The organism is Paenarthrobacter sp. C1 (assembly GCF_049315185.1).
In the GTDB taxonomy this organism is placed as follows: Bacteria; Actinomycetota; Actinomycetes; order Actinomycetales; family Micrococcaceae; genus Arthrobacter; species Arthrobacter nicotinovorans.
Genome location: NZ_CP186052.1, coordinates 4,312,883 through 4,326,984 on the forward strand (window position 1 = coordinate 4,312,883; position 14,102 = coordinate 4,326,984).

At 60.6% G+C, this 14,102-nt stretch carries 15 protein-coding genes; 11 read left to right on the top strand and 4 right to left on the bottom strand.

The window, feature by feature from the left end:
- Positions 1-492, bottom strand: coding sequence for a flavin reductase family protein (locus ACNAOU_RS20140; protein WP_018779942.1), 492 nt, complete (start codon positions 490-492; stop codon positions 1-3).
- A 277-nt stretch (positions 493-769) separates the two neighbouring features.
- Here ACNAOU_RS20140 and ACNAOU_RS20145 point away from each other — a divergent pair, with 277 nt between their 5' ends.
- From ACNAOU_RS20145 to ACNAOU_RS20165, 5 genes are all read left to right on the top strand, one after another.
- Positions 770-1,804: an aldo/keto reductase gene (locus ACNAOU_RS20145; protein ID WP_018779943.1), complete on the top strand. Its 1,035-nt coding sequence runs from the start codon at positions 770-772 to the stop codon at positions 1,802-1,804.
- A gap of 163 nt (positions 1,805-1,967) precedes the next feature.
- Positions 1,968-3,071 carry a sulfite oxidase gene (locus ACNAOU_RS20150; protein WP_422757594.1) on the top strand — a complete coding sequence of 368 codons (1,104 nt, stop codon included), beginning with the start codon at positions 1,968-1,970 and terminating at the stop codon, positions 3,069-3,071.
- Positions 3,072-3,219: 148 nt separating this feature from the next.
- Entirely contained in the window at positions 3,220-3,597 is a 378-nt protein-coding gene (locus ACNAOU_RS20155; protein ID WP_018779945.1) for an RNA-binding S4 domain-containing protein, read from the top strand.
- Positions 3,598-3,811: 214 nt separating this feature from the next.
- Positions 3,812-4,447 (top strand): DUF6318 family protein, encoded by a 636-nt coding sequence (locus ACNAOU_RS20160; RefSeq protein WP_422757595.1) that lies wholly within the window; start codon positions 3,812-3,814, stop codon positions 4,445-4,447.
- 121 nt (positions 4,448-4,568) lie between these two features.
- Positions 4,569-5,402, top strand: coding sequence for a hypothetical protein (locus ACNAOU_RS20165; protein WP_422757596.1), 834 nt, complete (start codon positions 4,569-4,571; stop codon positions 5,400-5,402).
- A gap of 316 nt (positions 5,403-5,718) precedes the next feature.
- On the opposite strand, the gene ACNAOU_RS20170 is transcribed toward ACNAOU_RS20165, so the two are convergent.
- The 3 genes from ACNAOU_RS20170 to ACNAOU_RS20180 all read right to left on the bottom strand — a co-directional run bounded on the left by ACNAOU_RS20170 (position 5,719) and on the right by ACNAOU_RS20180 (position 7,439).
- Entirely contained in the window at positions 5,719-6,180 is a 462-nt protein-coding gene (locus ACNAOU_RS20170; RefSeq protein WP_422757597.1) for a DUF3817 domain-containing protein, read from the bottom strand.
- Between the two features lie 65 nt (positions 6,181-6,245).
- A complete protein-coding gene (locus ACNAOU_RS20175; protein ID WP_422757598.1) occupies positions 6,246-6,863 on the bottom strand; it encodes a hypothetical protein in 618 nt (205 codons plus the stop codon).
- A gap of 69 nt (positions 6,864-6,932) precedes the next feature.
- Complete coding sequence (locus tag ACNAOU_RS20180; protein WP_079582882.1) at positions 6,933-7,439, bottom strand: hypothetical protein; 507 nt, start codon at positions 7,437-7,439, stop codon at positions 6,933-6,935.
- A 208-nt stretch (positions 7,440-7,647) separates the two neighbouring features.
- On the opposite strand from ACNAOU_RS20180, the gene ACNAOU_RS20185 reads away from it, so the two are divergent.
- From ACNAOU_RS20185 to ACNAOU_RS20210, 6 genes are all read left to right on the top strand, one after another.
- On the top strand, positions 7,648-8,763 hold the full coding sequence (locus ACNAOU_RS20185; protein WP_189076748.1) for a thermonuclease family protein: 1,116 nt from the start codon (positions 7,648-7,650) through the stop codon (positions 8,761-8,763).
- Between the two features lie 95 nt (positions 8,764-8,858).
- Positions 8,859-10,355, top strand: a complete 1,497-nt coding sequence (locus tag ACNAOU_RS20190; RefSeq protein ID WP_422757599.1) for a type I restriction-modification system subunit M — start codon at positions 8,859-8,861, stop codon at positions 10,353-10,355.
- A complete protein-coding gene (locus ACNAOU_RS20195; RefSeq protein ID WP_422757601.1) occupies positions 10,352-11,509 on the top strand; it encodes a restriction endonuclease subunit S in 1,158 nt (385 codons plus the stop codon). The genes ACNAOU_RS20190 and ACNAOU_RS20195 overlap by 4 nt, the downstream gene beginning before the upstream one ends.
- The gene (locus ACNAOU_RS20200; RefSeq protein WP_189076751.1) at positions 11,509-12,450 is read left to right on the top strand and encodes a restriction endonuclease; all 942 of its coding nucleotides are present in this window, start codon (positions 11,509-11,511) and stop codon (positions 12,448-12,450) included. Before ACNAOU_RS20195 ends, ACNAOU_RS20200 begins: the two co-directional genes overlap by 1 nt.
- Positions 12,451-12,539: 89 nt before the next feature.
- The gene (locus tag ACNAOU_RS20205) at positions 12,540-12,764 is read left to right on the top strand and encodes a helix-turn-helix domain-containing protein (RefSeq protein ID WP_167510528.1); all 225 of its coding nucleotides are present in this window, start codon (positions 12,540-12,542) and stop codon (positions 12,762-12,764) included.
- Positions 12,765-12,787: 23 nt separating this feature from the next.
- The gene (locus ACNAOU_RS20210) at positions 12,788-14,053 is read left to right on the top strand and encodes a HipA domain-containing protein (RefSeq protein WP_422757603.1); all 1,266 of its coding nucleotides are present in this window, start codon (positions 12,788-12,790) and stop codon (positions 14,051-14,053) included.
- The last annotated feature ends 49 nt before the right edge of the window (positions 14,054-14,102 follow it).

Consider the following 14,102-nt stretch of genomic DNA (forward strand, 5'->3'; position numbering starts at 1 on the left):
CTAAGCGGCCAACTGACGGAACGCTGCGCCATGGTAGATCAGCGGCTTGGACTCGAGGTTGACGGTGGTTGCCTTGACCTCAAGAACCACGATCGCGTGATCCCCGGCGGGCGTTTCTGAAACTATTTCGCATTCGAAACCCAACACGGCCCCATCGATCAGCACCGCGCCCGAGTCGCTGACACTCGTGTCCAGCCCGGCGAAGCGGTCCCTCGTTTTGGACGAGAGCTGGAGGCAGGCAGCTTCCTGCCCCTCAGCCAGGACCGAGACGCCAAGCCGCTGGGCCTGGCGCAGTTTGGGCCACGTTGTGGACGAGTTCTGCACTGCGAACATGACCAGCGGCGGCTCCAGTGAAACGCCCACGGTGAAGGACGACGCCACCAGCGCTTCCGGCGTGAAATCCACCATCGCGCTGAAGGCGGCAACTCCGGAGGGGAACTGCGCAAAAGCCGCCTTGATGGCCGCCGTTTCTTCCACTGTGGTCTGTGTCATCCCGCTGTCCCTTTCGTGCGTTTCCTAAGTTCCTTTCCCATAATTCACCCGCTTGGAAGAACGGCAATATTTGTTGATCCGCAAGACATTTGTGTTGCCGTGTGTCAAGAAATGTCGCGAAGTAAGGCCTCTTCCATTACCCCGCAAGACGAAAAACGAAGAACTTCTACCATTTGCGTTTATGCCTCCGGCGGCCGTGTGTAGCCTCGATTGAACATCCCGTCCACGCCGCTGACCCGGGCGTCGACCCAGCACTATCCATCCACAGGAAGCCGACATGAGCCTCAACGAGCTACGAACGCTTGGACGCACTGGCGCCCTGATCAGCCCGCTCACCCTGGGCACCCTGAACTTCGGCACCGGCGCCGCGCCCACAGGTCCCGCAGAGAGCATCCGGATCATCAAGGCCGCGCTCGACGCCGGTATCACCAGCATCGACACTGCAGACATCTACTCCCAAGGGGAATCCGAAACCGTGGTGGGCCAGGCGATCCACAGCCGGCGCGACGACGTCTTCCTCGCCACCAAGTTCCACGGGCAAATGGGATCCAATCCCGCGCACGCCGGCAACTCCCGCCGCTGGATTGTCCGGGCTGTCGAGGACAGCTTGCGGCGTCTGAACACGGACAGGATCGACCTCTATCAGGCACACCGCCCGGACTACAACACCGACCTCCTGGAAACCATCACTGCCCTCAACGACCTCATCCGCCAGGGCAAGATCCTCTACTACGGCACGTCCGTGTTCAGCCCGGCCCAACTCGTTGAGGCCCAGTGGATCGCCAACACCAACCACTTGACCCCGCCGGTCGTGGACCAAGTGCCCTATTCGCTTCTGGTGCGTGCCAACGAACGCGACGTCTTCCCCATCACCCAGCAGTACGGCGTCGGGGTCTTGAGCTACGGACCGCTCGACGGCGGGTGGCTGGCAGGCGGTTACCGGGTCGGGGCCGGGCAGCCCGAGAGTTCGCGTTTTTCCGCACTTCCCGGCCGCTTCGATGTGAACGCGCCGTTCAACCAAGGCAAACTGCATGCAGCCGACGCCCTGGCCCAACTCGCGGCACGCCACGGATTGACGCTCATCCAGTTGGCAGTCGCCTTTGCCCTGAACCACCCGGCAGTGACCAGCGTGATCATCGGCCCACGAACCGAGGAGCACCTGACCGATTACCTGAAAGCCGCGGACGTGGTGCTGAGCGAGTCCGTTCTGGATGAAATCGACGACATCGTGGCGCCCGCGGTCAACTTCCTCGAACGCGACGCCGGCACCGTGGCCCCGCACCTTGAGTACCCGGAACTACGACGCCGGTAGCCACCTTCCGTTGTGGGGCCTGCTCTGCGTTCTTTGCGCCTGTTTTAGCGCGCAGAGCGGGCCTCGCAACGAGGTATTGACGCAGGTTCGCCCCGGCGTGATCCTTGTCCTAGCTGCTGCGGCACTCCGCAGCGTTTAGCTTCCAGTAGAACGCCGCCGTCCCATGTCCAACGATCACCTCAAACAACGGGCCACGAAAGCCGTCGTCACCGGGCAGCCCACCGATGGACCCCTGACCCACGAAGAGTTGCAGCTTTCCGGGCGGAACCATTCGATGCCGCTGGAGGCCCTGCACGACGACATCACTCCGGCCGGCCTGCACTACCTGCTGATCCACTTCGACATCCCGCATCTGTCACCTGAGACGTGGCGGTTGCGACTGGGCGGGGCTGTCGACCACACGCTTGAACTCAGCCTCGAGGACATCAAAGCGCGGCCGGCTGTCACCATGCCCGTCACTCTCGAATGCGCGGGAAACGGCCGCTCGCTTCTGGAACCCCGCCCCTTGAGCCAGCCCTGGGTGCTTGGCGCGGTGGGCACAGCCGAGTGGACCGGAACTCCCTTGGCGCCCCTGCTGGAGGAGGCAGGGTTGGCGGGTGACGTCGTCGAACTTGTTTTTACCGGTGCCGACAACGGTGTCCAAGGCGGCGTCGAAGAGCCGTATGCCCGCAGTCTTTCCGTCGCCGAGGCCATGCACCCCGAAGTGATGCTGGTCTATGCCATGAATGGCCAGCCTTTGCCGCTGCAGCATGGATTCCCGTTGAGGCTCCTGGTCCCTGGTTGGTACGGGATGGCGAGTGTGAAGTGGTTGACGTCGATCGAAGCAGTGACGTCGCGGTTCATGGGATGGCAGCAGTCCGTGGCCTATCACTATCTGCAGGGTCCGGATGGGCCCGGCATTCCTGTTACCCATATCCGCGTGCGCTCCCTGATGGTGCCGCCGGGGATCCCGGAATTCTTCACCCGGCGACGGATCGTAAACGCCGGCCCGGTAATGCTGCACGGCCGTGCATGGTCCGGACACGGTGAAGTGGAGCGGGTGGAAGTGGGGATCGACGGCGAATGGATGCCTGCGCACTTGGATCCGGCGCTGGGGGACTTCGCGTGGCGGTCGTGGTCCATGGTGTGGGTGGCCAGTCCGGGCGAGCATGTACTGCGGTGCCGGGCCATGGATACCTCAGGCGCGCTGCAGCCTACCGAGCAGGTGTGGAACTATCAGGGCATCGGGAACAACATGGCGCAGCGGGTTGAGGTGACGGTGCGGTAGTTGCTTTCGGTTCCCTGGCGCCCCCGAGAACGCCGCGACGGTGCGAGTTCGCTGGAGCGTTCCAGCGAACCCGGTACCTTTCCCGCGTTCCGGACTTCTTCCAGCGTTCTCGTCGTGCACGTGACGCCCGGTTAGACTCGTTCAGATCATGAGTATTCCGTCGTCATCCCCAGCAAACGTCCGCGTTGATGCCTGGTTGTGGGCGATCCGAGCCTACAAAACCCGCTCCGCCGCCACAGCCGCCTGCCGTGCCGGGCACATCCGGATCAACGGGAACCCGGTCAAGGCATCGCAAAGCGTGATCATCGGCGACACCATCCGTGTGCGGGAATCGGGTTGGGAACGGATCCTTGAAGTGCGACGACTCATCGCCAAACGCGTAGGAGCCGAGGCCGCGTCGCATTGTTTCACCGACCACACTCCGCCGAGGCCCGTCGCTCCGAAGCTTGGACTCCCCCAGCGCGACCGCGGAGCCGGCCGGCCCACCAAGAAGGACCGCAGGGACATGGAGAAGCTACGGGGCTGACCTTGCGGTGCATCACGCAAATTTTGCTGGATCATCGGGCTGGGCACCGGCCAGAAACCGTGGATTTCCAAGCCTTTTGCGAAATCGACGTCCCGATCATCCAGCAGAAATTACCTGGCACTTATCCACAGCACCATTTTTCTGACGTGAATCCCCCCGCGCACGCTGCTTAGACTGGCCGCCACACCGTCGAACAGCTGTTGGGGAGCTTGTCATGTCACGCCTTTCGTCTGCCATGTTGTCGTCCACCCTGGCGGCGGTGCTTCTGAGCGGTTGCCAGGACGGGTCGCCAGGTACGGGCTCTTCGGAAACACACACGACGACGGCGTCGCCCACCTCAAGCGCTTCGTCACCCGCTGCTTCGGCTACTCCGTCTTCTTCCGGGGCCTACAAACCCGCGGATGCGAAGGGGAAAGCCCAGAACGTACCGGTGCCTGTGATGCCCGAGCTGGCGAAGGAAAACTCCAAGGCGGGACTGGAAGCGTTTATTCGGTACTGGTACGCGATCGGGAATTATGCCGACGAGACCGGCGACATTTCCGGCACCATCGCTCTCAGCACCCCTGAATGCAAGGCCTGCGCTCAATTTCAGAAAGCCGCCTTGGACAGCTCCAAAGATGGCCGGTGGATTGTGGGCGGCAAGATTAGCACCCCGAGGATTGAGGTTGCCTGGAACTCCGCGGGGACCACTCATCAAGCCAAAGTTCAGGTTATTCAACAGGCGATCACTTACTACAACGCAGACGGCACGGAAGGGCGCCCTGCAGACGCGGCGACAAATGACGCGTTTGTAATCGTCGCTCGTTTCGATTCGACGTGGAAAGTTGTGGACACTGGTGTCGTTCGTTAACAAGGCCCGTCGCCATATTCTGACCGCTGGCCTAACCGCAGCCGCGTTCATCTTCGCGATGCCAGTTCAAGTAGCTCAAGCAGCTGACGACTGGGCATCGACCAATAGGGCAGCGGGAACTATGGAAGTCGGGTCTCGCTGGGTGTTCGATCCTTCCACCGGAACATCAAGCCCTAGCCTCAGTGGCCCCGCCAGTTCCTCCACCGACGAGGACCCCAACCAGTACATGGCCGATACCCACTGCCGTGCCGACGGACCCGACACCAAAGACCCCGGCTGCGACGCCCTCGACTGCCCCGCCACCACACCCGGCGGCCCAGAAAGCACCCCCGTCATCTGGAAAGAAGCCCCCAAAGCCATCACCAACCCCGGCTGGACCAACTGGATCCCCATCACCGGACCCACCTGCCTCTATGACGCAGAGCCGCAAAACGTCCTGGCCGACATCGCCGCCCGCATCCTCAACGACTTCCGCCAACTCCCCATCAACCCAGGAAACCTCCAAGCCCAACCCTTCCCCCACACCCTCAAAGGCGGACCCACCAACTTCTACACCACCGCCACCGAACAAACCTTCGACGTCACCATCCTCGGCCAAGCCATCCACCTCACCGCCACCCCCGCCAACCACACCTACACCTTCGGAGACGGCACCACCCTGGGCCCCACCCCCGCCGCCGGCTACCCCATCCCCGAAGCCGAATGGCTCACCACCGAAACCCGCACCAGCCACAGCTACACCCAAACCGGCAACTACCCCGCCACCATCACCACCAGCTTCACCGGCACCTACTCCGTCAACAACGGCCCACCACTACCCATCAACGGAACCCTGGACCTGACCACACCAGCCACAACCATCCAGGTCTGGAAAACACAAAGAGCACTCGTCGCCGACACCTGCCAACAAAACCCCAACTCCTGGGGCTGCCCCACCACCGAACCAACGCACTAAGGCCTCGGAACAGTAGCTTCCTGACCCGTTTTGAACCCGAAACAGCTCGAAACCGCGGGAAAAGCGCGCTCAACGGCCTCAAACAAGGTCACAAAGCCACACCACCCAGGTGCCGACGTCGAAGTTTTGGGAAAGACCCGTGCCGCCACCACCCACTTTGACCGCCAAACCCCGGGCTACACACCCCACAGACGGCGTGTCAGACCCAACACAGATCCAAAGTAGGTCGGGGCGGCACACGCAAAGGGCGAGAACCAGGTGTTAAAGCAAGAAAAGCACCGGTCCCGAAGAACCGATGCTTCCCGTCGGCTGGATCCTAGGAGAACCAGGTACCCGGAGGGCCCATGAACAGAAGGAAGCTGAACACTGCACCCACAGCCACCAGGGTCACCACAACAGCGAGGATCGGGTTTCGAAGGACCCAGGCTTGAGCCTTTTCAAAGCCCCCACGCGGCGTATCTCCACCAGCGGCCAAACGCCAACCACCGGCCAGGAGACCCCGGCGATCCAGCGACCTCTCCATCGGGATGGTGGCATAGGGAATCACAGCGGAGCCGATGGCGAGCAGTCCGGTCCGCGTCGTCCACTTCTGGTTGATCCAGGTGAAGGCGGCCGTCGCTGCGTAGCAAAGGAACACGAAGCCGTGGATGCCTCCGGCGATACTCACGCCGAGGTCAGTGGTCTTCGTGACGTATTTAAGGAACAGCCCGATCAGCAGCAGCGTCCATGTCACGGCCTCGGCAAAAGCGACGGTACGGAACAGGGCACGGGGCTGCATGGAAGTCCTCTGGTTGAGATCTGGAGTCACGTCCAATTTACCGTGGCGGCCGGGCTCCGTCTGAATCACCCCTGCCCAGGGAGCGCCAGCCTGTTCCGGATGCGCGAGTCGCCGAATTCAATGGCCACCGGAGCGATCTCCACGGGCGGTTCGTGTCGCGACCGGGCACGTCCCACGGCAATGTGCGGCAACCAGCGCGGAGACCTGTAGCCCAAAGCGGGTGAGCTAAGAATGAAGTCGTCAATGTTGTCGAGGCCAAGATCATCAAGAAGCACGTGCAAGCCCTGCACCAGAAGCGCTTGGTAGTCGTGAACTTCCTGGGGAACGTCCACCTCAAGCCCCATCAGCCGACCGCCACCCAGCGGGACCACTTTGTCCGACTTACCCAGAAACCCCTGCAGCACCGGCAGTTCCGTCAACCAGCTCGTAATCTCGGGCAGAACCCTCTCCGGCGTCGCCCTTCCTTTGGTCCACGCGGCAATATCATCTGCGAGTTCGTGGAGGATCCCCACGTGCAGCAGCGTCATGTGCAGCCCTTGCGGCTTGCGCAGCGAATCAACGAATCGCTTGAGGCCCTCGTAATCGGCCTGCCCGCCACCGATCCGAAGGACAGGAACCTCTACCGTGATGCGGGGTTGACCCGCGGTGCTTCCAGTGGGGCTGCCGGCCGTCATGGACGCCATTATCCGCCGATCACCCACGCAGCGGGAGGCCGACGGCGAAAGGCACCTGCCGCCGTCGGCCTCCTTGGGCTATTTCCTGGCGCGCGCCTGGACCAGATTGGCGAACGGGAGGCGTCCGTGAGCGGCAACGAACGCGGCGTGATAATCGGCTTCGGCTGCACTCAGCCCCTCCGGCGGCAGTTCCTTCCAAGCGATGACCAGGTCCAGGGCGTCGCGCAGCTGCCAAATGAGGCGCGCATCCCACACGACGGTTGGTCGCCCGCGGCCGTAATCCATGAACTCCTGGATTTGCTTGCGTAGCCCCCGGTTGCCTTGACTGCCCGCGCTGGCTTTGCCGATGTAGAGCACTGAGGCGTCTGTAAGCCACTCGGACGCGAGTGCTTCGCGCTTCAATGATGGGTCCTTCTTCTTGAAGGTCCCGGCGGTGCTCTTGTTCAGAAAGACCGGTTCAAATCCGGCCGGGCGAAGGACCACGAATATCCCGGGTCCTTGTGGGATCCGCATGGGATCGAGTTCGTCGAGTGGTCGGAATCCGGTGAATCCGTCCTCGGTGAGGGTCTTTTTGGTGAAGAGCATGATCCATTGTGTCAAGCACCCGTCACACATCCCGCTGCCACCGGCCCGAAGCCTCCTCATGACCACTTGTAGCTTAAAGTGTTCACGGCTGCTGAGCAGCCGACTCATCACTCCATTCGCATAAATAGGGGGACTATTTGCGCACCCAGAACCGGCTGTCCCACAGCCACCCTCCACTTCAAGCCCCAGTTGTGGGAGGCCATACATCATGCGGAAGCTAATCATTGGAGCTACGGCAGCAGTCGCGATCGTGACTGGCTCCCTGGTAGCGGCGGCTGCCGCAAACGCCGACAGCGGGACCGTCGTCAGGGTGGTCGACGGCGACACGGTAGTTGTATCCATCAACAACATCGATCAGACAGTTCGCCTGCTGAACATCAATACTCCGGAAACTAAGGATCCGAACAAGCCCACCGAATGCCTTGGGCCGGAGGCGACAGATCATCTTGAGGGAGTACTGCCGGTGGGCAGCAAGGTCAGGTTGGAGTTCGACGTCGAACGCCATGACAAATACGGCAGAACCTTGGCGGGGGTCTTCAATGCCAGCAACCAGCTGGTCAACGCAGAGATCGCACGCCGGGGACTGGGGGTTCCAATGGTCGTCGGAGAAAACCGAAAGTTCCTGCCTCCTGTCGAAGCCGCCTTTGAGGAAGCGCGTACTGCCAAGTCCGGGCTCTTCGCAGAGGGCATCGAATGCACCCTCCCTGCGCAACTGGCAGCTGCCAACGAAGCACTGACAGCGGCACAGAGTGCGGCGCCGGCAACGACGTCGGCCGGAGCGGGAGCATCGGCTACTGGGCTGGCGACAGCCATCGTTGCTGCCAAGGCAGCGAAAGACCTCCTGTCCGCAGCGAGAGAAACAGAGAACTCCATCCTTTGGGCGGCATACTCTGCCAGCGAATCAACCGCCAAGTTGACCGCCCTGACCGCAGTAATAACCCGGGCTGAGTCTGCACACAATCAGCTCAAGGAACAAGAGAAGACACTTGCCGCGGCCGAGAAGAAGGCAGAGGAAGAACGAGTAGCCGCTGTGGCGCGAGCGGAGGCAGAACGAAAGGCTGCTGCGGAAGCAGAGGCGGCAGCAAAGAAGGCTGCCGATGAGGCCGCCGCGGCAGAACAGGCTCGGGCAGCAGCAGCGGCTGCCGAGGCTGAACGGATACGCAACTTACCCGTACCAGCTCCCTATGTTCCGCCAGTCCAGCCGTATGTTCCGCCAGCTCAGAATTACGTACCGCCGGCGCCACCGGCCCAATCGAATCCCTACCCGGGGTACACGGGCCCCCGCTGTTACGCTCCCGGCGGCAAGTCCTGGCGTCCCTGCTGACAACCGGCTTGGCTGAAGGCCTGGTGTCCCTTAGGGACGCCAGGCCTTCTCACCGATGGGCGTGGCTCACATGAGAACGCACTAAACTCGCATGAGTGATCACAGGTGAAATCAAGTCCCAAGTAGACAAAGTCTGGAATACGTTCTGGAGCGGCGGTATCTCGAACCCGCTGGAAGTCATCGAGCAGATCACGTACCTTCTGTTCCTCAAGCGCCTGGACGAGAACCAGACTCGGGCGGAGAAGCAGGCCAACATCTTGGGCGAGCCGATCGAGAACGCGGTGTTTCCCGAGGGTGTTGACCCCCAGGGCCGCCCCTATTCGGACCTCCGCTGGTCGAACTTCAAGGACTTTGGTCAGATTGAGATGTTCACGGTCTTCCAGCAGAACATCTTCCCGTTCCTCCGAACTGAGCTGACCAAGCAGTCCAACGGCGAAGACTCCACTTATAGCCACCACATGAAGGATGCGCAGTTCAAGATCCCGAACGCGGGTGTCTTGAAGCAGGTGGTGGATGTCATCGACTCCATCAACATGGAGGGCCGCGACACCAAGGGCGATCTCTACGAGTACATGTTGTCGAAGCTGGCATCGGCGGGTACCAACGGACAGTTCCGAACCCCACGGCACATCATCGACCTCATGGTCGCGATGACAGCACCCCAGCCACTCGAAGCCATCTGCGATCCGGCCGCTGGCACCTGCGGCTTCCTGGTTCAGGCCGGCGAATACCTCCGAAAGAACAACAGCAATCTCCTCACCAATGACGAGACCAGTAAGTTCTTCCATCACGAGCAGTTCCATGGCTTCGACTTCGACTCCACCATGCTCCGCATCGGTTCAATGAACATGCTGCTCCACGGGGTCGAGAACCCGGATGTTTCCTACCGCGATTCACTTGCCGACCTGCACTCCGTCGAGGAAGAAAAGTACAACGTCATCCTCGCCAACCCGCCGTTCGCTGGCAGCTTGGACTACGAGAATGTGTCGAAAGAGTTGCTGAACGTCGTCAAGACGAAGAAGACCGAACTCCTCTTCCTGGCACTTTTCATCAAGCTGCTTAAGCCAGGCGGACGCGCTGCGGTTATCGTTCCCGACGGCGTCCTCTTCGGCTCCACCGGCGCACACAAGTCCCTCCGCAAGACACTGGTCGAAGGCCACAAGCTCGACGCCGTCGTAAAACTCCCGTCCGGCGTCTTCAAGCCCTACGCCGGTGTCTCCACCGCCATCCTCTTCTTCACGAAAACCAACTCCGGCGGCACGGATAACGTCTGGTTCTACGACGTAAAGTCGGACGGGTTCAGCCTCGACGACAAGCGCACGCCGCTTGCCTCTTCCGACCTTGAGGACGTCCTCTCACGTTGGAATCAGCGCACGACGGCGGAACTTGAGCGGGCGCGCACGGAACAGTCCTTCTGTGTTCCGCTTTCAGAGATCGTGGCGAACGACTACGACCTGTCGCTGAACCGGTACAAGGAGATCGAGTACGAAGAAGTCGAGCATGCTGCCCCTGAGGAAATCCTGGCTGCGCTCGACGGGCTCGAAGCCGAGATTGCTCAGGGGATGGCTGAGCTGCGGGGGTTGCTGAAGTGAAGCTCGTAAAGCTCGGCGCGATTTGTAAAGTCGAGTCCGGCGGGACCCCGAGTAGGAAGTCCGCTGAAAACTTCGGTGGCGATATTCCGTGGGTAAAGATCGGCGACATGCTCCAAGGAACTGTTACTCAAACTGGCGAAAATATCAGCGCACAGGGTTTGAAAAACAGCGCTGCGAAACTGTGGCCAGTAGGAACGTTGCTTGTGTCCATATTCGCAACCATAGGTCGAACTGCAGTGCTGGGGGTACCCGCGGCTAGCAATCAGGCGATAGCCGGTCTGCAGGTAGATACGGAACAGGCCGAGCTCAACTATCTCAAACACTTCCTGGATGCTTCCGCACAGGCGATGGAAGCAACAGGCCGTGGGATCGCTCAAAACAACATCAATATGGCCATGCTTCGCGCGTGGGAGGTTCCCCTTCCCTCCCTCGAAGAGCAGCGGCGGATTGCGGCGATCTTGGACAAGGCCGATGAGCTCCGCGCCAAGCGCCGCCAAGCCATCGCCCACCTGGACACCCTGACTCAGTCGATCTTCCATAACGCGGAGTCACTGGCAAGCAATTCGTCAAAAACCAAGCTTTCTAACGTCTGCTCTCAAATTCAGACCGGCCCCTTTGGTTCTCTTTTGCACAAGGAAGACTACATCGTCGGTGGGATCCCACTTGTAAACCCCATGCACATTCGAGATGGGAAAGTGGCGACCGACACCTCATTCTCAGTTACCGAAAGCAAGTTCGATGAACTCAAAAATTACCAGCTTCTTCCTGGCGACATCGTCCTAGGCAGACGAGGCGAACTAGGAAGATGCGCCGAAGTAGTCGATGCTGATGGACCATTACTTTGCGGAACAGGGTCGCTGATAATTCGTCCCTCCCGTCAAAATGTTTCGCCTACGTATTTAAGCGCAGTCCTCTCCAGCACGTCGACGCGTCGCAGACTTGAGGAGCTTGCGCAGGGCGCAACTATGCTGAACTTGAACACGAAAATAGTTGGGAATCTTGACATAGCCGTTCCCTCACTCGAAATGCAGCAGACCTTCGCAAACCGAGTTGCCGCCGTCGAGCGCTTGAAGGAAACCCACCGCAAGCACTTGGCGGAACTGGACGCGCTCTTCGCGTCTCTCCAAAACCGCGCGTTCAAAGGAGAACTCTAGTGACCGAATCAGCGGCTCAGGCACCTTCGACCGAGGTACCGATTTGGCCAGCCCTCATCGTGCCGGTTCTCCAAGCTCTGTCTGATGGACAGACGCTCCACCGGAAGGAGCTCTTCCATCAAGCGGCGGATCAAGCCGGACTGTCGGCCGGCGCTCGCGAGGAGACCCTGAACTCGGGCGGACTGCGTTACGAGCAGCGCATGGGCTGGGTCCTAAGCCACCTGACACGGGCGGGCTGGATCGACCGTCCCGTAAAGGGGTACTACTGCATCACCGATACCGGCAGGCAGTGGCTTCTGGACAATCCTCAGGGGATCAACTACAGCCAGGCACACACAATCTTTGCGCAGTACTGGCCGAAAGCCGACGGTCAAGCCGCACCCACTCAGGCTGCGCGAGAGACCGGCCTCTCAGCTACAGAAGAACTGGAGCCAGTGGAGCAGATCGAGGACGCGATAAACCGCATCCAAGGCGAAGTAGGAGCATCGCTCCTTAAACGGCTTCACGAAGGACATCCGGACTTTTTCGAAGACGCTGTGGTGAAGCTGCTGCTGAAGATGGGCTACGGAGGTGCTGAGCAACGGGGGCGACGTATCGGTGGCACCGGTGACGGTGGCGTTGACGGGGTTATAGACCAAGACGCGCTTGGGTTGGATCGGGTCTACATCCAGGCAAAACGTTACAGCCCGGACAACGCCGTTGGCCGCGAAGCCATCCAAGCATTCGTAGGAGCGCTGCATGGCTTCTCTGCCTCCAAGGGCGTTTTCATCACCACCAGTAGGTTTTCACAAGGTGCGAGAGATTATGCAGGCAGTGTCGGCACCCGCACAATCCTGATTGACGGCGCTCGTCTAGTGAGCCTCATGATTAAATACCGGGTCGGAGTGCAGGTGAAGCAGAGCTACGACGTCGTAGAACTGGACGAGGACTTCTTCGAATAACTCGACCACTGTCGCCGTACGGCAACAAATGCTAAAGTCGGCGTACGGCGACATTCATCAAAGTTGCCGTACGGCGACAGGAGCAGCTATTGCGTACGGTCCGAGAGGCAGGGCCCTTGGTCCGGGAACTCAGGGAAGAGCGAGCCTGGTCACAGGCAGAGTTGGCCCGGCGCGCCAGCGTCTCACGCACCTTTGTCATCGATCTTGAATCCGGTAAAGCATCGGTGGAAACGTCCAAGTTCATGGATGTCTTTCAAGCCCTTGGTTTCGAGATCGCCATACGCGACAGCGAGACGGGCGCAGTTCGGTGGTGAGTGCGCGCGCTCTTGAAGTGTTCATGGACGGGACACTTTGCGGCCGGGTTGAACAGTCGTCGTCGGGGAATCTGACGTTCCGCTATTACCCCGAATACCAGGCAGCCCCCAACGCGACCCCGCTGTCACTGTCCATGCCCTTGGCCGCCACCCTCCACAAGAAGCGCAACGTCCTGCCCTTTCTCCAGGGCCTCTTGCCCGACAGTGAAGGGGCCCTCCAGACGATTGCCCGACGGTTCCGGGTGTCCCCGTCCAACCCCTTCGCCATCCTTGAACATATCGGTGCCGATGTCGCGGGTGCGCTCCAGTTCATGCGGCCGGGCACCGGATCTTCGGATGGCACCCTCGCAAGAACGGCGGTGAAGCCAGTTTCGGACAGGGATGTGGCCGAGATGCTGGACCACGTCGTGACTGAGTACAAAGACGGCACGCCCTACGACGACTCCGCAGGACGCTTCAGCCTCGCCGGGGCTCAGCCAAAGATCGCCCTGCACCAACTTCCCAACGGCGACTGGGCGGTACCGGAAGACGCTACCCCCACGACGCACATCCTAAAACCGGCAGCCGGCACATTCAGTCGCTTGGATATTGTGGAACAGCTGACCATGAGGGCAGCATCTTTTCTGGGGCTCGAGGTGGCCAAGTCCGAACTCCGCCGCATCGGCAACTGGGACGTCTTTGTGACACGTCGCTATGACCGCCAGGAAGTGGGTGGAACCTGGCGCCGCATCCATCAAGAAGACTTTTGCCAGGCATTGAGCGTTTCTCCAGCCAAGAAATACCAGCACCGTGACGGCGGGCCGGGCGCGAGCGATATGGCCGCCCTTATCCGATCGCTTCCTTTTGAAGCGGACCGCCGGGCGGCAGGAGCAGGGCTGTACCGGGCCCTTGTTTTCAACACCGTGGCCGGTTGCACCGACGCGCACGCCAAAAACTACTCCCTCCTCCTCCATGGCAGTAGAGCGCAGCTATCGCCCCTCTACGACCTCGCCACCTATGCCCCGTATTGGGACGCGGACTCAGGTATCGACTTGGCCATGAGTGTGAAAGCCGAATACAGGCTTCAGAAGATCAGCAAGCAAATGCTGGTCTCGACAAGCACTCAGTTTGGCGTTGATGCTGAAGCAGCCCGGGAAATGGTCGAACACTATTCTGGCGGAATTGTGGAAGCATTCGAAGCTGCCAGGGAAGAGCTGAAATCCCAGCTGGGACCCCTGCCGAAAATCACCGATGACACTATTGCGAAGGTACGACTGCTGCCACTCGTCGAGGCCACGGGTCTGAAATAAGGCATAAACGGTCGCAGTCCCGTGATTGACTACCTTCAGGACATCGGAG

Excerpts from the sequence above, each read along its gene's own strand:
- ACNAOU_RS20140 (WP_018779942.1), bottom strand. The coding sequence starts at position 492 with ATGACACAGACCACAGTGGAAGAAACGGCGGCCATCAAGGCGGCTTTT.
- ACNAOU_RS20145 (WP_018779943.1), top strand. The coding sequence starts at position 770 with ATGAGCCTCAACGAGCTACGAACGCTTGGACGCACTGGCGCCCTGATC.
- ACNAOU_RS20150 (WP_422757594.1), top strand. The coding sequence starts at position 1,968 with ATGTCCAACGATCACCTCAAACAACGGGCCACGAAAGCCGTCGTCACC.
- ACNAOU_RS20155 (WP_018779945.1), top strand. The coding sequence starts at position 3,220 with ATGAGTATTCCGTCGTCATCCCCAGCAAACGTCCGCGTTGATGCCTGG.
- ACNAOU_RS20160 (WP_422757595.1), top strand. The coding sequence starts at position 3,812 with ATGTCACGCCTTTCGTCTGCCATGTTGTCGTCCACCCTGGCGGCGGTG.
- ACNAOU_RS20165 (WP_422757596.1), top strand. The coding sequence starts at position 4,569 with ATGGAAGTCGGGTCTCGCTGGGTGTTCGATCCTTCCACCGGAACATCA.
- ACNAOU_RS20170 (WP_422757597.1), bottom strand. The coding sequence starts at position 6,180 with ATGCAGCCCCGTGCCCTGTTCCGTACCGTCGCTTTTGCCGAGGCCGTG.
- ACNAOU_RS20175 (WP_422757598.1), bottom strand. The coding sequence starts at position 6,863 with ATGGCGTCCATGACGGCCGGCAGCCCCACTGGAAGCACCGCGGGTCAA.
- ACNAOU_RS20180 (WP_079582882.1), bottom strand. The coding sequence starts at position 7,439 with ATGCTCTTCACCAAAAAGACCCTCACCGAGGACGGATTCACCGGATTC.
- ACNAOU_RS20185 (WP_189076748.1), top strand. The coding sequence starts at position 7,648 with ATGCGGAAGCTAATCATTGGAGCTACGGCAGCAGTCGCGATCGTGACT.
- ACNAOU_RS20210 (WP_422757603.1), top strand. The coding sequence starts at position 12,788 with ATGGACGGGACACTTTGCGGCCGGGTTGAACAGTCGTCGTCGGGGAAT.